27 protein-coding genes are annotated in these 15,270 nt (G+C 44.0%); 23 read left to right on the top strand and 4 right to left on the bottom strand.

Features of this window, described 5'->3' with window-relative positions:
* Window positions 1-10: 10 nt before the first annotated feature.
* From PGRAT_RS23110 to PGRAT_RS23100, 3 genes are read left to right on the top strand one after another with little or no spacing between them, the layout of a single operon-like run.
* Window positions 11-199 carry a hypothetical protein gene (locus PGRAT_RS23110; RefSeq protein ID WP_036704197.1) on the top strand — a complete coding sequence of 63 codons (189 nt, stop codon included), beginning with the start codon at window positions 11-13 and terminating at the stop codon, window positions 197-199.
* Complete coding sequence (locus tag PGRAT_RS23105; protein WP_025704840.1) at window positions 196-2,244, top strand: DNA cytosine methyltransferase; 2,049 nt, start codon at window positions 196-198, stop codon at window positions 2,242-2,244. Before PGRAT_RS23110 ends, PGRAT_RS23105 begins: the two co-directional genes overlap by 4 nt.
* Before the next feature lie 11 nt (window positions 2,245-2,255).
* Window positions 2,256-2,444 (top strand): hypothetical protein, encoded by a 189-nt coding sequence (locus PGRAT_RS23100; protein WP_025704841.1) that lies wholly within the window; start codon window positions 2,256-2,258, stop codon window positions 2,442-2,444.
* Between the two features lie 5 nt (window positions 2,445-2,449).
* Here PGRAT_RS23100 and PGRAT_RS23095 read toward each other — a convergent pair whose 3' ends face one another.
* Window positions 2,450-2,656 (bottom strand): helix-turn-helix domain-containing protein, encoded by a 207-nt coding sequence (locus PGRAT_RS23095; RefSeq protein WP_025704842.1) that lies wholly within the window; start codon window positions 2,654-2,656, stop codon window positions 2,450-2,452.
* A gap of 166 nt (window positions 2,657-2,822) precedes the next feature.
* Between PGRAT_RS23095 and PGRAT_RS33450 the strand changes: the two genes are divergently transcribed.
* The 4 genes from PGRAT_RS33450 to PGRAT_RS23080 all read left to right on the top strand — a co-directional run bounded on the left by PGRAT_RS33450 (window position 2,823) and on the right by PGRAT_RS23080 (window position 4,371).
* Entirely contained in the window at window positions 2,823-2,996 is a 174-nt protein-coding gene (locus PGRAT_RS33450; protein WP_155990363.1) for a hypothetical protein, read from the top strand.
* A gap of 83 nt (window positions 2,997-3,079) precedes the next feature.
* A complete protein-coding gene (locus PGRAT_RS23090) occupies window positions 3,080-3,757 on the top strand; it encodes an HNH endonuclease (RefSeq protein WP_025704843.1) in 678 nt (225 codons plus the stop codon).
* Between the two features lie 18 nt (window positions 3,758-3,775).
* Window positions 3,776-4,078, top strand: coding sequence for a hypothetical protein (locus PGRAT_RS23085; RefSeq protein WP_025704844.1), 303 nt, complete (start codon window positions 3,776-3,778; stop codon window positions 4,076-4,078).
* A 38-nt stretch (window positions 4,079-4,116) separates the two neighbouring features.
* Window positions 4,117-4,371 (top strand): LexA family protein, encoded by a 255-nt coding sequence (locus tag PGRAT_RS23080; RefSeq protein ID WP_025704845.1) that lies wholly within the window; start codon window positions 4,117-4,119, stop codon window positions 4,369-4,371.
* Between the two features lie 37 nt (window positions 4,372-4,408).
* Here PGRAT_RS23080 and PGRAT_RS34470 read toward each other — a convergent pair whose 3' ends face one another.
* Complete coding sequence (locus PGRAT_RS34470) at window positions 4,409-4,750, bottom strand: DUF6199 family natural product biosynthesis protein (protein WP_238326774.1); 342 nt, start codon at window positions 4,748-4,750, stop codon at window positions 4,409-4,411.
* Between the two features lie 104 nt (window positions 4,751-4,854).
* On the opposite strand from PGRAT_RS34470, the gene PGRAT_RS23070 reads away from it, so the two are divergent.
* The 10 genes from PGRAT_RS23070 (at window position 4,855) to PGRAT_RS23025 (ending at window position 9,067) form a co-directional block, all read left to right on the top strand.
* A complete protein-coding gene (locus tag PGRAT_RS23070; protein ID WP_025704847.1) occupies window positions 4,855-5,259 on the top strand; it encodes a hypothetical protein in 405 nt (134 codons plus the stop codon).
* Entirely contained in the window at window positions 5,256-5,825 is a 570-nt protein-coding gene (locus PGRAT_RS23065; RefSeq protein WP_025704848.1) for a hypothetical protein, read from the top strand. The genes PGRAT_RS23070 and PGRAT_RS23065 overlap by 4 nt, the downstream gene beginning before the upstream one ends.
* On the top strand, window positions 5,822-6,304 hold the full coding sequence (locus PGRAT_RS23060; protein WP_025704849.1) for an ASCH domain-containing protein: 483 nt from the start codon (window positions 5,822-5,824) through the stop codon (window positions 6,302-6,304). The genes PGRAT_RS23065 and PGRAT_RS23060 overlap by 4 nt, the downstream gene beginning before the upstream one ends.
* Window positions 6,301-6,687: a hypothetical protein gene (locus PGRAT_RS23055; protein WP_025704850.1), complete on the top strand. Its 387-nt coding sequence runs from the start codon at window positions 6,301-6,303 to the stop codon at window positions 6,685-6,687. The genes PGRAT_RS23060 and PGRAT_RS23055 overlap by 4 nt, the downstream gene beginning before the upstream one ends.
* Window positions 6,684-7,055 (top strand): hypothetical protein, encoded by a 372-nt coding sequence (locus PGRAT_RS23050; protein ID WP_042266981.1) that lies wholly within the window; start codon window positions 6,684-6,686, stop codon window positions 7,053-7,055. Before PGRAT_RS23055 ends, PGRAT_RS23050 begins: the two co-directional genes overlap by 4 nt.
* Window positions 7,052-7,366 carry a hypothetical protein gene (locus tag PGRAT_RS23045; protein WP_025708724.1) on the top strand — a complete coding sequence of 105 codons (315 nt, stop codon included), beginning with the start codon at window positions 7,052-7,054 and terminating at the stop codon, window positions 7,364-7,366. The genes PGRAT_RS23050 and PGRAT_RS23045 overlap by 4 nt, the downstream gene beginning before the upstream one ends.
* A gap of 99 nt (window positions 7,367-7,465) precedes the next feature.
* A complete protein-coding gene (locus tag PGRAT_RS23040; RefSeq protein WP_025706350.1) occupies window positions 7,466-7,705 on the top strand; it encodes a hypothetical protein in 240 nt (79 codons plus the stop codon).
* Window positions 7,702-8,241, top strand: coding sequence for a hypothetical protein (locus tag PGRAT_RS23035; protein ID WP_025706349.1), 540 nt, complete (start codon window positions 7,702-7,704; stop codon window positions 8,239-8,241). Before PGRAT_RS23040 ends, PGRAT_RS23035 begins: the two co-directional genes overlap by 4 nt.
* Before the next feature lie 55 nt (window positions 8,242-8,296).
* On the top strand, window positions 8,297-8,659 hold the full coding sequence (locus tag PGRAT_RS23030; protein ID WP_025706348.1) for a YopX family protein: 363 nt from the start codon (window positions 8,297-8,299) through the stop codon (window positions 8,657-8,659).
* A 15-nt stretch (window positions 8,660-8,674) separates the two neighbouring features.
* The gene (locus PGRAT_RS23025) at window positions 8,675-9,067 is read left to right on the top strand and encodes a hypothetical protein (protein WP_025706347.1); all 393 of its coding nucleotides are present in this window, start codon (window positions 8,675-8,677) and stop codon (window positions 9,065-9,067) included.
* Window positions 9,068-9,140: 73 nt separating this feature from the next.
* Here PGRAT_RS23025 and PGRAT_RS23020 read toward each other — a convergent pair whose 3' ends face one another.
* The gene (locus PGRAT_RS23020; protein ID WP_025706346.1) at window positions 9,141-9,476 is read right to left on the bottom strand and encodes a hypothetical protein; all 336 of its coding nucleotides are present in this window, start codon (window positions 9,474-9,476) and stop codon (window positions 9,141-9,143) included.
* 119 nt (window positions 9,477-9,595) lie between these two features.
* On the opposite strand from PGRAT_RS23020, the gene PGRAT_RS33445 reads away from it, so the two are divergent.
* The 3 genes from PGRAT_RS33445 (at window position 9,596) to PGRAT_RS23010 (ending at window position 11,311) form a co-directional block, all read left to right on the top strand.
* The gene (locus PGRAT_RS33445; protein ID WP_155990427.1) at window positions 9,596-9,760 is read left to right on the top strand and encodes a hypothetical protein; all 165 of its coding nucleotides are present in this window, start codon (window positions 9,596-9,598) and stop codon (window positions 9,758-9,760) included.
* 24 nt (window positions 9,761-9,784) lie between these two features.
* Complete coding sequence (locus PGRAT_RS23015; RefSeq protein WP_025706345.1) at window positions 9,785-10,441, top strand: hypothetical protein; 657 nt, start codon at window positions 9,785-9,787, stop codon at window positions 10,439-10,441.
* A 561-nt stretch (window positions 10,442-11,002) separates the two neighbouring features.
* A complete protein-coding gene (locus PGRAT_RS23010) occupies window positions 11,003-11,311 on the top strand; it encodes a hypothetical protein (RefSeq protein WP_025706344.1) in 309 nt (102 codons plus the stop codon).
* 208 nt (window positions 11,312-11,519) lie between these two features.
* On the opposite strand, the gene PGRAT_RS23005 is transcribed toward PGRAT_RS23010, so the two are convergent.
* Window positions 11,520-11,933 (bottom strand): hypothetical protein, encoded by a 414-nt coding sequence (locus PGRAT_RS23005; protein WP_155990426.1) that lies wholly within the window; start codon window positions 11,931-11,933, stop codon window positions 11,520-11,522.
* A gap of 324 nt (window positions 11,934-12,257) precedes the next feature.
* Between PGRAT_RS23005 and PGRAT_RS23000 the strand changes: the two genes are divergently transcribed.
* The 3 genes from PGRAT_RS23000 (at window position 12,258) to PGRAT_RS22990 (ending at window position 15,231) form a co-directional block, all read left to right on the top strand.
* Window positions 12,258-12,809, top strand: coding sequence for a tyrosine-type recombinase/integrase (locus tag PGRAT_RS23000; RefSeq protein WP_025706342.1), 552 nt, complete (start codon window positions 12,258-12,260; stop codon window positions 12,807-12,809).
* Between the two features lie 261 nt (window positions 12,810-13,070).
* On the top strand, window positions 13,071-13,838 hold the full coding sequence (terS, locus tag PGRAT_RS22995; RefSeq protein WP_025706341.1) for a phage terminase small subunit: 768 nt from the start codon (window positions 13,071-13,073) through the stop codon (window positions 13,836-13,838).
* Window positions 13,822-15,231 carry a terminase large subunit domain-containing protein gene (locus PGRAT_RS22990; RefSeq protein WP_025706340.1) on the top strand — a complete coding sequence of 470 codons (1,410 nt, stop codon included), beginning with the start codon at window positions 13,822-13,824 and terminating at the stop codon, window positions 15,229-15,231. Before terS ends, PGRAT_RS22990 begins: the two co-directional genes overlap by 17 nt.
* The last annotated feature ends 39 nt before the right edge of the window (window positions 15,232-15,270 follow it).

Genomic DNA, 15,270 nt, shown 5'->3' with positions numbered 1-15,270 from the left:
GTCGATGAAGATGAGCAAAGTTATCACTTTATTTAGCGCTGATATCGATAGATACCTGGATGAACACGACAAAAGCGAATTGTCTCGGATCATTTGGAAGATGGAACAGTTAAAGGCTGCTGATACCGATCCCAATCAACAGAGTTTTGAAATTACGGACGATATCCTCATGTACCCCGAAAGCGAGGTGATTAAATGAGAACTCAATACTCAGTTGCTTTTCTTTTCGGGGGATTGGGTGGCGGTGCACTGGGCTTTAAGGGTGCCAGAGCTGAGTACATGAATAAAACAGCACGGTTCCGCAGCCTATGCAGTATCGACTCTGATCCAGTTGTCTGCCGAAACTACGAACAGATTACAGGTGGAAAGGCTGTACGAATGGATTTATTCGATCATCAGCAGTACCGTGATTTCCACGGTGTTGCTGAGCCTCCGACAAATTGGCACGAAGCAGATGCGTGGGATCTATGGAAAGCTTTCGGTGAAGAGGTTCCAGACGTCATTTTCACCTCGCCGCCTTGCAAGGGATTCAGCGGCTTGCTCCCGGAGAAGTCGGCAAGCAGTAAGAAGTATCAGGCGCTGAACCTCTTAACCATTCGAGGAATCGATCTTTCCTTAACAGCATGTCGGGACTACGGCGGCGAACTTCCTGCGTTATTCTTGTTGGAAAATGTACCGCGCATTATGACAAGAGGTAAACACATCCTCAAAAAGATCAAAGATACACTCATCAAATATGGCTATGCGGTTAACGATGAAACTCACGACTGCGGGGAGATCGGAGGCTTGGGGCAACATCGCAAACGATATTTGCTCATAGCCAGAAATGAAAAGCGTATGCCGGCCTTTGTATATAAACCTGAAATTAAGACATTGAAAACGATTGGTGAAGTTATAGGCAACCTTCCAATGCCTGGGGATGAAGTGAACGGTGGACCTATGCACCGTCTCCCAATGCTTCAACGGAAGACTTGGGAACGACTTGCCTTTATTCCAGCTGGAGGTGACTGGCGAGACCTTGAAGGTGTTGAGTTTGAAAAGTACAGACTCGAACATGAACCGCGAGCCGGGGCGTGGGCAATTGATGAATGGGATAAGCCAGGGAGAACGGTAACGGGCGGTGCTGGTGTTGGCAGGAGTAACGGTTTATCGGCAGTAAACGATCCTAGAACGGGCTTTAAAGAAGGTACACATCCGACCATATATAGAGTCTCAAAATATGATGATGTGAGCCCGACAGTGACCGGAGCAGCACGTCCTAACAATGGGGCCTTATCTGTTGGAGACCCAAGACTCAGCGATCGAGAAGGAAGGCATCCGGGGGTTTATCGAATTGTCCGGTGCGATGAACCAGCCCCTTGTGTAACGGGAACGAGATTCGGAAGCGGGGCACTGGCTATCGCAGATCCTCGCACTCCAGGAGATCACTACGATGGCGACTACAACAGAGTGGATGGGTACGGAGTGCAGGATTGGGGAAAGACCTCTAAGACGGTCAGGGGCGCAGCCCGGATTATGAATTCTGCATCATCCGTTGCTGATCCGCGAGTGAACGGACGTGATGGTGCCAGAAGAAGCAATGGATACACAGTTCGTCCATGGGATGAGCAGGGGCATACTGTCACTGGAGAAGATACATTGGGCAGCGGAGCGCAGTCAGTAGCTGACCCAAGGCTAAATACCAGGAGTCAACGTTACCCCGGGACATACCGGGTGGAAGATTGGAATGAAGCTGCAAATACTGTGCTTGGGCAGACAGATGTTCAATGCGGAGCAGCATCAATCAACGACCCAAGGTTAGGATGTAAGCCAAGATCAGGTTCATACGGTGTTCAAAAGTGGGATGAAACCGCCACGACAGTAACAGGTTCTGGGGATGTTCATTCTAGAAATGCAGCTATTGCAGATCCGAGAATACCGGAATATAACGAGCGTTGTGTGATGATGATTATCTCGGTGGATGGGACTTGGCACCGTCCTTTCACAACTTACGAGCTGGCAGTTGGTCTACAAGGATTCCCGAGATACCTTCCTGACGGCAGGCCTTTCCAGATTGACGGATGCAGCGATGCAAAGGCCAGAGAGTATGTAGGAAACGCGGTTCCACCTGATGCAGCTGAGGGCATGGCAAACGTAATTTTGATGGCTATGGTCATGTCAGAGCAGGGCGTAGGTTTTGAAATGAGTTGGAATCCGGTTTGGGTACAACCTGAAGTTAATGAGGAAAAGCAAATACTTCACTGAGGAGTGTAGTCATGAAAGAAGGAGAAGAAGAAATAATATCTGGACCAAGTGGAACTTACACTCGCTATTATCTATCCAATGAAGAACTACAGAAGTACCGGGACATGCCACAAGATACGTTTTGGGACCACAACGCTAAGCCGAACACACCACCGAAAAAAATCACCAAGAAATCAAAACACAATAAAGAAGGAGCATAGAGGATTTATTCCTCTTGCTCCCTTATAAACAACTTTTCAATCGGTACTCCTAATGCTTCAGAGATAGCGAATAAGTGATTCGCCTCATGCCGAGTATTTTTATCAAATCTGCTGATTGATCCTTGAGGTACGCCGGACTTCTCAGATAACTGCATTTGGGTAAGACCTAGTTCTTTTAATAAAGGCATTAGATTGGGCTTAACATTGCTCATGATATCACCTCTTGCATCGATTATACGATAGCGAATATTTTTTAGCAAGACGCATTGACTCTATATTCGATATCGTATATTATTGAGTTACAGATAAATATACGAAATGCGATAACGAATAAATATTCCAAAGGAAAGTTTTCCTTAGGTGCAGAGGAGCGAATGTATGACTAAAAAGAGACTTGATCTTGCTGAACTTGACGATCAACCACAGGAAATCAGAGAAGCAATTGCCTTTTATGCTGCTCACACTGTACTACCGATCCACTTTACCGCCGCTGAGCGTGAACGTCATTATGCAACGCTCGAACAGGCTGGTTACTTGGAACGCATCTCATAAAACCGCAGTAACACCGCAGTAACACCGCAGCGGAACAGCAATGATATAGCCATAGAATAGATACATAGGAGGTGTAAAAGAGCATGGGAGAACATCAAACATTCTGGAAACCCGAAAAAACAGTCAAGGAGAAGAAGACTTACAACAGCTTGCGATCAAACAAACCGAAGGCCAAAAAGGAAATTCCAGAGTGGAAGAAGGGACTCCTTGCTCATCACAAATCAGGACAAAGCTCAAAGGACCGTTGTGAGTTCCCGAAGGAAGTCGTAAATGAACTTATTGCGGAACAAGGAACTATATGTCCGTGTTGTAAATCAGCTGCTTCAAACACCACGCACCATGTGTGGCCGAAAGGGCGGAAGGGGCGGGGCGTAAAAACGAACGGACTTAGGGTTTGCTGGCCTTGTCACGACAAAATCCAAATAACTGATGAACTCCTTCAATATTGGATTTCAGTTTATCTTGAAAAATACGGAGATCACTTCTGGTTTGATGAAAAAGACTGGGATGAATACAATCACAAACTTGCTGTTCAGCAACAAAAGGAACAAGAAAAGCAACAGCGTGAGAATCAGATACAACCAGTAGTGGATCTCCTAGCTGCCGCAGCTGGCAGAAGCCTTAAGGTGAAAGAAGTCCGTTTGCTTCAATCATTTGAAGATAAGGATATGGCAGTGTTCACAACACTGATGGCTGACGTATTTGGAAGACCGCTAGAAGAACCGAAGGTATACAGCTATGGAGAACATTTCGATGATTAGGATTTAGGAGGGCTTCACATGGCAAAGGCTCGTGATCCTGCACATATAAGGGATCTTGTAAACAAACGTGAATTGATACCTATTTTTGAATCTTACGAATTAGATATATATCGCAAATTAGAGGAAGTAGATCATCTATTAGCGCTTATATCAAGTGAGGCTGTTACGTGTGGAGTTATAGCTGATGATTGTCGGGAATACATTCGCGTGAACTTGATAGATATGATTGATCAAATAGCCGAAAAACGAGAAACAGAATGGTTGAAACAGGTGAGAAAGACCGGAATAAATACCAAGAAAGTTCGTGTAACAACGGAATAAAATTAATGAACTAATTACTCCGAACGGGAGGATTGAGCATGAAGGCAATATCCCGAAAGCAACAGGAAATCATCGACTTTATAGATAGTCACTCTTTTGAATGTCAATTCCCGCCGACTCTACGCGAGATTGCTGAAGCCATGGGCCACAAGTCATTATCGACAACTCATTCCTTTATCGAACGGCTGGAAGAGAAGAAAATGCTGCGCTGGAAGAGGTATCAGTCAAGAACAATAGTGCTCACAAGAAAAGGGATGAATCAGGTATCTAAAACGGAAAAGGTAAACAAATAAGTGGTTGTCATATCGCCTACTTATTGATTGTGTTTGATTAACCAGTGAGATATTGTGTGCCAAATATGATAATCATTACACCCAATCCAATTGTTATCTTCCCAGCAAATTTTATATAGCCCATCCACCCTTCACTGGGTTCACGATCATCACCTATACGCTTAAACCACCATGAATCTGGATGCCTAATTGCAAAGATACCAAGAGCAATTACAGCACTACCAAGAAGAAAAATAAAAATGAACATATGATCAGTTCCTTTCCTAAGTCTACAAAATTGAGCAAAATGAGGGGCTGTTATAGCCCTATAGATCATTTGCGCTTTTTTAGCCCAATTAATCCACCAGCAATAATAATCACCAAAAGTATAAACGCCCAATAAGCAAGACCCATCATATTCAACTCCTTTATCAATCTTACGCTATTGGGCTAAGGACGTTGCAAATACCACCGGGGCAAAGCCCCTATAAGGAGAGATAAACGATGAAGGTTAAAATCATTGATCCAAATCACCCATGCTGCGGGCAAGAACTTGAAGGTGCACGTATCTATTTCGACTATTATCACCATGGCGGAAAACCTGATCTTTACCAAGCTGAAGCGCCAGAAGGTGGATTTTACCGGCTGCTGACTCATCAGATAGACGAGGAGCATTACGAAGCTCAGGAGATTGCAAGAGATGTTGAACGTCTTGGGGCTAATGTAGGTGATACCGTGATGATTACACGCATGGGCAGCGGAGGATCTAATGCTGACTTTAATCTCAACAAGCCTCACATCATAACAAAAATATGCCCATCTGGAACTGTTGAATTTGACAATAGAGCGGCATGGGGATTCCGGCCAGATGTGACCGTGATAACTCGGGGAGAGGCGGTGAAGGTATGAGCCTTAAAGACATAAAAATCCCAATCCCAGAGATTCCACTTGATTGGGAAAACAGAAGCCGTTGTGGTAATTCAAGCGTTTGGAATTCGGGCAAAGATAATGAGGTTCGTCTTGATCCGCCGCAACGCGGACTATATGCAGAGCGGTTTGAGGATGGTTGGTATTGGGTGTGTGGATGTGTGGTGTGCTTGGGTTCAAAAGATTGGAGCTACGTAAATTGTGACGAACATGACGGCTGTATAACATGCGGCAAGAAACGTCATGAAGCACAAACTCCTCATTGGGGGCACCCTAAGGGATTTGAATGTAATGAGTGTAAGGAGAAAGAGCGCTTAGAAAAAGAGAAGGCTGCTCTTGCCCGCGCCAAAGAGTTGGAGCTTGATGAGTGGGATTGTTACAGGGAAGACAAGACAATTTGCCCAGTATGCTTTTCAGAGGAATCATGCGAAGAAGTACATGAACCCGGGGAACATGATGTTGAGTGCCGGATCTGTGGAACAGAATTCATCGTCGAAGTAGAGTATGACCCGAAATACACATCCAGATTGAAAGGAGAGCGGACATGAAGGCTATAACCATACATGAACCTTGGGCTTCATTAATTGCAATTGGCGGTAAGCATTTTGAAACGCGAGGATGGAAGACAAATTATCGTGGGCAGATTGCTATCCATGCAAGTAAAAAGGAACCACTTTCAATGTTACGCACACTTCCCACAAGTGTTCAAAACTCAATCATGAATTGCTTTTATGAAAGGTACAGCATTAATTCAAGGGCTATAGATAGGATGCATGAGGGGAATGTGGTTGCAACTGCTGTATTGGTGAATTGCTACGAGATACACATCGACCACACCGGTGACGCAGTTTTGATGAAAGATGGATATCCAAAGATTTGGCTGGGGAAAGAATCAAATGAATATCAATTTGGTTTTTATGATTATGGACGTTATGCCTGGGAACTGGCGGATGTTAAGCAGCTGCGAGAGCCGGTCCCAGCCAAGGGGCAGCAGGGCTTGTGGAATTGGGAAGGGGTGCAGTCGTGACACCAGAACGGAAAGAACAAATGAAAGCAGCATTTGAAATGTATGGATCACTGGGCGGCGAGTCCATTAAAGAGCTGCTGGCTGCTCTAGAAGAGGCAGAGAAGCCGGACATAAAGTCAATCAACAAAATCAAAAAGCTTGAAGTGGATCTTCAGTCCGCACTCGCAGTTAATCAGAAGTATCTCGGTGACATAGAGCGGATCAGTTCAGAGCTGGCAGAAGCACAACAGACCATAGCCCGGCAACGGGAGGCGCTGGAGAATGCGAAGGGATCTTTTGAAACATTGGCGTTGCTGACGAATACGCAAGACATAAAAATCGTTTCCCATAATGCGATTGTATGCCTTGAAAAATCCCTTGAGGAAGGGGAGGCCCAGCCATGACACAAGTAAAGGAATGGAGCAACCAGGAGCTTAACCGTAAGCTTGCGGAGTTGATGGGGTACAGCGTAAGAAAATCGGCGAATTGCTATCAGATCATAAAAGGTCCCTCATATGGACAATGGCAGGCTGATGAGTCGTACGCGTGGGCAGACGCTCCAGACTACTGCAACGACCCTGCTGCCTCTCTAGAGGTACAGACAGCAGCATGCAAAGTGGACGGAGAGCGCTACATTTGGGAATTAGCAATTATTCAGGGCTGGGTAGGCGGCAAAATTATTAGTCGAAAAGAAGGCGTACGGATAGCCACCGCCACACCCCGAGAGAGGGCAGAGGCGGCATATATCACGATGCAGGGGGAACGGACATGAATAAGCTATCGCAGAACGATATGGAACACTTAATAGATTTAGTCCAGCGTAGAGAGATAACAGCCGACGAAGCGAATGTGCTGAAGGTAAGGATGGCTCGATTTGCGGTGGTGACTAAGTTAGACGCCAATGTTCGAACCGTGCTTAATGCAGCTGTTAAGGCTGGCGAACTTGGTCACAAAAAAAGAGAAGGACATAAGCCGGAGGTATATTTCCATCCAAATTTTGAACATCTGGCGAATGAGGAACGCAACCATGCTGAAAAGAGGGCGCTTGAGGCGATTGCTGGAGTGCTTGGTACAGGCCGATAGGCCACCAATTCGACTAAATAACCCAGCAACGCGGGGGCCGAACCAGATCATTAAGGGAGTAGGAGTAACCCTACTCTCCCACTAAGGGAGGATATAAGCATGACAGAGCTAGTAAAAACGCAATCATGTCCTTATTGCAATCATGATGTAGAAGATAACTACGCAGAATGGGAAGAAGGGACGCATGAAGTAACGTGCGACTCATGTGGCAAAGAGTACTCAGTGGAGACAGAATATGAGTTCCTTGGATGGACGATAGAGAAGATTTGTGTCGGCTGCGGCAGCGTAGAAAGTGAATGCTTCTGTGACGAATCTGAGGTAGGGGAGGAAGCCCAATGACACAAACACCATCGAGGGACTGGCAAAATGATATGGACCGCGTACAGAGCATGATTAAAATGGGAGCGTTCGAAGAATGGACAGAGCCAATGCTTTACTGGCTCCAAAAATACGAGAGCAAGAAAAGCACAGCAAGGGTATACCGGGAACAATCTTTGAAACAAATGAGAGAAAAACGAGAGATTAGAGCGAGGGAACAACGGCTGAAAGAGGCTTTGGAAACGATAAAAGAACTGTCAAAGTGGGACGGTATTTCACAGTACTTAGATCGCTGCTATATCGAAGCTCGTGACGTTCTTGCCACCCTTTACCCAGATACCCCAGCACAACCACCAGCACCCACACCAGAGATTACCGCGCAATCAATTGATGATTGGCACGAAGATTACGGAGATGTACTTTGGTGGACGTTTCCGATCCAGGAGCCGCCGTATTGCGGAAGCCCACTAGATTCAAACTGGCCGGACTATCACACGCACTGGACACCACTAGTGATTCCAGCAGCCCCAGCACCCAAGGAGGAAAATAACGAGTAGTTTGGCTGTACTTAACTTATAAAGGGTCATAGACCCCAAAGGGAGAGGATACACGATGGGCAGAGAGATTAAGTTCAAAATATGGTTACCGGGAATTAAGAAAATGTCATACGAGCATACGCTGGAAGAACTGATGAACTGGGGAACCAAAGAGTGGACAAATGGAACAGCGGTGTTCTTGCAATACACTGGATTAAAGGACAAGAACGGTCGGGAGATCTACGAAGGGGATATTGTCCAGCACGAAGATTTCTCAATTGGATGCACAGTCGATTTGAACATTATTGGTGTTGTGAAAATGGTAGACGGTTCATGGTGCGTAGAGCGAGGAGATAACGGAGAATACCTGTTCACCGAAACTGGAACGAATGAAGTCATAGGTTCAATTTTCGAGAATCCAGAACTACTAGAGGTATAAGGGGGAGAAGAGGATATGAGCAGCTCGGAAATTAAATCATCTGTTGATGTGGGGCTAACCAATATCGTAGCCCAGGCACTTCAAGTATTTCCGAAGTCATTTGTAAATCGCAGCAATGAAATCATCTTAGAACCTAAAAATAATGTCTACTTTCGTTTAGTCGATGTTCGTTCGGAATTGGACTTCAAATGCAAAATGTTTGCCTGGGTATCTCGTCCGATTGCAAAGAGCTTAAACAAATACTGGGCACCGCGGGTCCTGAGAAATTTCAATGAGTTGTTGGGCACTAGCTTCACCAAAGATGAAATGTACGAAATCTATGACCGGCTGGGAAATGATATCAACCGGAAGTTGACGGTGCAGTTCATCGAATCTGGGTACGACATGGCGCTATTGATGCGAAATTAACTATTTGGCCGAAGGCAATCGTCCGACAGAATAAACCGCTCCTAAGAAGAAAGACAAACCAAAGCAACCTTATTTAATCTTCCAGGTCTGCAAAGACGAGCATATTGAAATACCCAGTATACATGTGGACATCAGTATTTTCTGTAGGCTGGACAATATAGACGCTTTTTACAATAACAGTGTTCGGGTCAGTTTCGTCTTTAACAGCTTCAACTCCTAAATCAAAATTGTTAATTCCAATTTTAGGATTTAAGGTATTGTATAAGTTTATATAACTTATACATGCCCAACAATTTTTTACTGGTTTATCAAATGAAACTTTTTCTTCTGTAAGTGCTCTATTTGGAATTGTTTGCACAGGCTGAGGGCGATTTCTGGGCATATTTAAGTATTTAATCTGTAATGACATTCAATTTCCTCCTTGGTGTTCTACCTGAGATTCAGATTACTCACTAATAAGCGTGTGACTTTTTCTAGATAAAATTAGTATTCCAAAATAATGTTCAGCTATTCAGAAAGGAAAATGTAATGATTATCGGTGAAAGAGCACTTGATATTGACGATTATGAACTGATTGACAAAGACCCGGAGGAATTCCTACGCCGTGGCATGGAAGCATACGGTATAACTAAAGATCAATTATCCGTAGTAACTCCGTATGAAATCCATTCTATACTGACAGTAAATATATAAGATAATCGCAAGGAGGTTTTGCTCATGATAGAACTGATACCGGCACCGGAGAATGACTACAACTCCAAGGATGATGTGATACAAATAGCGAGTGTATATCAAGTTCAGTTTTTCATCAACGCCGATAAAGAGGATATTCGTAAAGCTCTGTGGTTGCTGAACAGTTATCGAGCCATCAAAGGCTTGGTGGACAGTTACGAATTTGTCCTCAAACAGCAGCCAGAGAACGGACTGAATGACTTTGATATGGCCGGAGTAGAAGGAGCAGTCAAACGCCTTAGTTCAAGCGACCACATCTCCAACTTACCGGCTAACGTACTCATAGCTAAAGAGACACGCCAGCTTAACTACATGCTGTATAAACGAGTCACAGACGCTGTGCTGCACGCAGCAAATAACGTGGTAGATCCTCATGAGCATATGATTGTCCAATTGCTGTTCGTTGGAGAAAGGAAATACCGTTACAAAGATGCTGTTGAATACATGCGTAAGGGATACAAGACAGTCGCCTACGGTATTGAGGCAACCACGTTCGCTGAAAAACGCCGGAAGGTTATCGCCTCACTGGCGAACACGCTACTGTTCAACGGCACTCTTGATTATGTAACGATCGATTACGGACTAGGCCGAAATAAGGAAGGCGAAATCGGATTAAGACAACTCAACAACCGCGAAGGGTAGATACCTGGAGCGGTATTTTTTTGTTAATCAAATTGATAAGGCTCAAATCCCGTAGCGTATCAGCAATATGTCCAAAATATAATAAAGATACCGAGGCGAGAGCTTCCGTAATACTCCATATCTGGTTGCGGTAAACTGTGACGGGTCATATCACACCGCAGCTCATACCCTCCACCTCCTGGGCAACTGTGATCTCAGCGGCTAAAGATATGGATCGAGAACGTGAACCGGATACGTCAATGAATACCGGACCTAACCTAATTGAGACAGCGCACAGAGGAGAATACCCCGAAGCAGTAAAGGTGCGCGGGAAACGCCCAAGCCGGGCATGGCGGATTAGCGGTAGCCGCATATTATAAATTACCGCCCAATAATATACCGTTAGTGCTCACGGATAAATGGGCACATCATAAAAACAGTCGATGGCCTTATGCAGGGGCTAGTGCTGGGTACACGCCTGAGAAGCGTGTTGAAACCTAAGCATCATCGACTGTTTTTATGTTATTTCTAGCAGGAATATATACCTTTGTTGTCGAAAAGTGGATGATGGAGGGGATCAATTTGGAAATGGTTACGAATATAATAGTTTGGACGCAAAACGGAGATGAACCGAAAAAAACTAACTACAAATTTGAAGATGAAAACATCGAGGTTGGAACATCGAAAAATATCTATGTGAAGAATAATAGTGATGATCAATCTGAATTTATCGAATTTATTTCCTTGACGTTTGAGATGGATTTAGAATTAAATCGATGTACATATTATCAAATCCACACAGAGGAGTCTTCGCCCTTTGGGAGAGGTCTTAAATTCAAGGTGATAAGCTTAGATCGAAATCTACAGGCTGTAACATTCGAAAGAGTGTAAGGAACCTTCAAGGTGCCTTTTTTATTGATGTGGTGGCGGAATAGGTAGACGCTAGTAGTGGCTCCAAGATGGTGCTTTGCAGCTGGACGCGGTACCTGGTTTGATTCCGGGCGCGACATGCAAGGTGCAAATCCTTACCCACATTAAACAAAGAAGCGGTATGCTGTATTTTCACTTTAGGTGAGAATCGTCACACCGCTTCTTATATTTATTGCCTATCCTCTATTATGGACACTAAATTTACCTTTTGTCCAGAAAGATTAATAAATGGGAGTTCTATTCTTTTGTCTAAAGATTTCGCATTAAGTAAAAATGGTAATAAAGGACTTTTCAATTCATCAAAAATGGCTTGGTTCAAAATTTTAACAAGTGTTTCAAAAAGCAGGGGTAAACTTTCCATCCAAAAGAGAGGGTTGTTCCAGAAAGGATCGGCTGCTGGAGGTTTTGCGAAATTGGCGTAAGCTTCCCAAATGGTTTTTAACAATGGCATTATATCGCTTCCAGTAGTTGAGTATTTTGTGGATAATGTATCCCCTTGATCGTCAAATGAATGTCTCGTAACACGTCGTCCATCAAAATCTACGAAATCTCCAAACCAATATGATCCATTAATTTCTATCACTAACTTCAGATTCTTCTGAAACAAATTCACGAACTGTCTCTCGGAGATTATTCGCTTTAAGAGAAAATCACACGCCTGTAGTTGTTCAACAGAGTACATATTAAAACCTCTCTTTTCTATGTTTTCAAAACTATACCTATCCAGTATCATACATCAATAGCCATGCATTTATTTGAATAGCAAACAAAAAATCGTAGCAAAAACATATAGAAGTAATGTTACATTATACCTATAACAAGTTTATCTTCACCCATGAGCGCCCAATGAGGCGCTCTTTCTTTTGCTCAGGAAAACTTTCCTTAACTCTAAAATGGAGGTGATGAAATGAAGTTTGTACAACCAATACGAGATCCTAAAAAGCTTGATGCGATGAAGAATTACTTATATTTTAAAAATATTCGTGACTTCATTATGTTCTTAGTTGGAATCAACACAGGATTTCGTATTTCAGACATTCTTCCCCTTACGGTGCGCGATGTTAAGGGGACGCACATAACGATCACTGAAAAGAAGACCAGAAAGGTAAAGAGTGTACTTATTCGCAAATCGCTTCGTAAGGCTCTGGATGCTTACATCAAAGACAAATCAGACTTCGAATATTTGTTTCCTAGCAGAAAACGTAAAAGAGGGAAAACATATCCCATCACACCAAACATGGCATACAAGATTATTAGAAGTGCAGCTAAAAAACTTGATCTTGAAGAGATCGGCACTCACTCCATGAGAAAGACATTTGGTTATAGATTGTACCTCGAAACGAAGGATATAGCGTTACTAATGGATCACTTCAATCATTCGGAGGAAAAGGTGACTTTGAGGTATGTTGGCCTACTACAGGACACTCTAGACGATGCTTTGGAGGACTTCGAACTCTAATGAATTCACTATAATAAGGCAATGATGAATTCATTTCGGGGAACGAAGAACAAAACAAATCCCATTAAGGAAAATCCGCACTTTACGAATGACAAACAATATATACTGTAGTGAATTCAATTAGCAAATATTAGTAGAATACAGCTGATTACCGAAGCCTGAGAAATTTCTGAGGCTTATTTTCATTGGTAACGTTTGACCAAATTTGACTTTCAGTGTGAAATCCAACTCAAATACGTAGTAGGGCAGAGGTGAATATAGTTGACGAGAGAAAAAAGTCCAGATCGGGAAAAGGCACTGAAGATCTGGCTGAAGAGTGGACGGCAGAAGAAATTGAGCGAAATCGCGGCAGAACTCGGTCTCAATCCTTCGATGGTACGAAAGTGGAAAAGCGTTGATAAGTGGGACGAGATACCAGAAACGGGAAGGCAGCGCGGAGCACCGAAGGGTAATAGGAATGCAAAAGGAAATAAGGGTGGCCCGGGCGGTCCTAAAGGAAACAGTAAGGCCGTAACGCATGGATTCTTCCGCAAGTTCATGCCGCAAAATTCCGAGTACCTTGAAATCATGGATGCTGTTGAAAATATGGACCCTGTAGACATGATTTGGTACAACATCACCACTCAGTTCAGAGCTATCGTGTGGGCGCAGCGGATTATGTTTGTAAATGACCAGGGAGAAATGATCAAGGAACTGAAAAAACAGAAATTCGAGATTCATAATAACGGCACGAAGAAAGAGCCGGATCTTGTGCAAATGGTGGCCGAAGAAGAACATGAATTCCAGTTTGCATGGGATCGTTACGCGACATATTTAAAGGCTCAGTCTGCAGCTATGTCTGAACTCCGGAGCGCGATCAAGCAGTTTAAGGCTATTGCTCCAGAAGAAGATGAGCGCCGTATCAAGCTGGAAGGTATGCAAGCACAGATCGAGAAGACGAGGCTGCAAATAGAAGAGTTAAAGAATGGAGATAACGATAAACCAACTGAGATCAATGTGAAGAGGTGGTCGAATGTCACTCGCCCTTGATTTAGATCCCTTCGAAGGCTGGTCTCCTCACGCCAAACAAATAGAGGTTATGGAAAGTCAAGTCCGAAATAATGTATTAAACTGCGGACGACGCGGGGGCAAGACCAATGTTGGAGCAAGAAAGTTTTTCGATAACATCCTGGACGATATGGAGCGCGGCAAAGGTCTTCCTTACAATCCACCAAAGAACCTCAAGAAAATGAAGAAGCCCAAACCCAAGCTCGAATACTGGTGCGTATCTCCAACCTATGCAATGTCAGAAATTCAGCAAGAAGAACTGTCTGATGTGTTACCTGAAGACCTGATTGAATCGTGGGACCTATCCAAGAACCGAGTCTGGTTAAAAGGATGGGTCCTTATTCAGTTCAAGTCAGCCGATAACCCCAAGTCTCTTGTTGGTAAGGGGCTTGACGGCGTATGGCTAGATGAAGCCAGCAAGATGAAGGCTGAAACATGGACAGGTTATCTATCCTATGCGCTGGCGGATAAAGGTGGGTGGAGCGTCTGGACAACCACGCCTGAAGGAATAAACTGGTTCGCAGAAGACATTGTGTTAAGAGGTCAATGGATTGACGCTGGTTTGGAGGAAGAACAGTATCAGAATGACCCGGAGTGGCGCAATTTCTACTGGACTTCATTAGATAATCCCATACCAGAGTTGCAGCGAAATATTCAGCGGATGATAGAAACCTACCCAGAACGATATGTTGAACGTGAAATCCGGGCTAAGTTTAACGTATTCCATGGACAGATCTATGACGAATTCAAGCGTGGCACTCATGTTGTGGATATGCGCTGCCTGGATGAAAGCATTCACCTATATGAGATATCCTATCCAGACGGGAGCACAAAGGATATTACCTTTAGTCGTTTCATAGGCGGCATGGATCATGGATGGAACGATCCGGCTGTACTGCTTGCCATTGGCTGCGTAGGTGAGGATTATTACATTGTCGAAGAGGCCTATGCACAACATGTCAATGTACTCGTGGTAGGCAATGACGGAGTATTAGAAGACTGCCTTGTTAAGCGCTATAAGGAAATGGACAATAGATATCACTTTGATGAAATATGGGCTGACCCTTCTGAACCGGAATACATTAGTACGTACAAGAAATATGATTTGCCGGTGAAAGAGGCTAACAATACTATAGCTCCAGGTATCCGGGAGGTATCCACTCTGTACAAGGTGAAGTCTGGTACAGGCCGTCCAAACATCTATGTAAACCGAGAGTGCAAGAACGAAATCAAGGAAACGGAGAATTACAAATGGAAGGAGAAGGCTGGACAACACACCGAGGAGCCAGAGGATAAAAATAACCATACTCAGGACTCTAAAAGATATGCGATTTATAATGATCGTGAAGGTGGTAGCGGATTTGCCTTTGGATAAGGAAAGTAATTGACAAGAATCGCCATTTTCTCTTAAATA

This window comes from Paenibacillus graminis, from assembly GCF_000758705.1.
GTDB lineage: Bacteria > Bacillota > Bacilli > Paenibacillales > Paenibacillaceae > Paenibacillus_AQ > Paenibacillus_AQ graminis.
The sequence above is the reverse complement of the archived record's forward strand: the minus strand, read 5'-3'. Positions and strand labels throughout refer to the sequence as shown.

Excerpts from the sequence above, each read along its gene's own strand:
- PGRAT_RS23080 (WP_025704845.1), top strand. The coding sequence starts at position 4,117 with ATGAAGGCAATATCCCGAAAGCAACAGGAAATCATCGACTTTATAGAT.
- PGRAT_RS33450 (WP_155990363.1), top strand. The coding sequence starts at position 2,823 with ATGACTAAAAAGAGACTTGATCTTGCTGAACTTGACGATCAACCACAG.
- PGRAT_RS23000 (WP_025706342.1), top strand. The coding sequence starts at position 12,258 with ATGAAGTTTGTACAACCAATACGAGATCCTAAAAAGCTTGATGCGATG.
- PGRAT_RS23090 (WP_025704843.1), top strand. The coding sequence starts at position 3,080 with ATGGGAGAACATCAAACATTCTGGAAACCCGAAAAAACAGTCAAGGAG.
- PGRAT_RS23020 (WP_025706346.1), bottom strand. The coding sequence starts at position 9,476 with ATGTCATTACAGATTAAATACTTAAATATGCCCAGAAATCGCCCTCAG.
- PGRAT_RS23045 (WP_025708724.1), top strand. The coding sequence starts at position 7,052 with ATGAATAAGCTATCGCAGAACGATATGGAACACTTAATAGATTTAGTC.
- PGRAT_RS23110 (WP_036704197.1), top strand. The coding sequence starts at position 11 with ATGAGCAAAGTTATCACTTTATTTAGCGCTGATATCGATAGATACCTG.
- PGRAT_RS22990 (WP_025706340.1), top strand. The coding sequence starts at position 13,822 with ATGTCACTCGCCCTTGATTTAGATCCCTTCGAAGGCTGGTCTCCTCAC.
- PGRAT_RS23050 (WP_042266981.1), top strand. The coding sequence starts at position 6,684 with ATGACACAAGTAAAGGAATGGAGCAACCAGGAGCTTAACCGTAAGCTT.
- PGRAT_RS23070 (WP_025704847.1), top strand. The coding sequence starts at position 4,855 with ATGAAGGTTAAAATCATTGATCCAAATCACCCATGCTGCGGGCAAGAA.
- PGRAT_RS23015 (WP_025706345.1), top strand. The coding sequence starts at position 9,785 with ATGATAGAACTGATACCGGCACCGGAGAATGACTACAACTCCAAGGAT.
- PGRAT_RS23025 (WP_025706347.1), top strand. The coding sequence starts at position 8,675 with ATGAGCAGCTCGGAAATTAAATCATCTGTTGATGTGGGGCTAACCAAT.
- PGRAT_RS23060 (WP_025704849.1), top strand. The coding sequence starts at position 5,822 with ATGAAGGCTATAACCATACATGAACCTTGGGCTTCATTAATTGCAATT.
- PGRAT_RS23040 (WP_025706350.1), top strand. The coding sequence starts at position 7,466 with ATGACAGAGCTAGTAAAAACGCAATCATGTCCTTATTGCAATCATGAT.
- PGRAT_RS23085 (WP_025704844.1), top strand. The coding sequence starts at position 3,776 with ATGGCAAAGGCTCGTGATCCTGCACATATAAGGGATCTTGTAAACAAA.
- PGRAT_RS23095 (WP_025704842.1), bottom strand. The coding sequence starts at position 2,656 with ATGAGCAATGTTAAGCCCAATCTAATGCCTTTATTAAAAGAACTAGGT.
- PGRAT_RS23030 (WP_025706348.1), top strand. The coding sequence starts at position 8,297 with ATGGGCAGAGAGATTAAGTTCAAAATATGGTTACCGGGAATTAAGAAA.
- PGRAT_RS23065 (WP_025704848.1), top strand. The coding sequence starts at position 5,256 with ATGAGCCTTAAAGACATAAAAATCCCAATCCCAGAGATTCCACTTGAT.
- PGRAT_RS23035 (WP_025706349.1), top strand. The coding sequence starts at position 7,702 with ATGACACAAACACCATCGAGGGACTGGCAAAATGATATGGACCGCGTA.
- PGRAT_RS33445 (WP_155990427.1), top strand. The coding sequence starts at position 9,596 with ATGATTATCGGTGAAAGAGCACTTGATATTGACGATTATGAACTGATT.
- PGRAT_RS23105 (WP_025704840.1), top strand. The coding sequence starts at position 196 with ATGAGAACTCAATACTCAGTTGCTTTTCTTTTCGGGGGATTGGGTGGC.
- PGRAT_RS23100 (WP_025704841.1), top strand. The coding sequence starts at position 2,256 with ATGAAAGAAGGAGAAGAAGAAATAATATCTGGACCAAGTGGAACTTAC.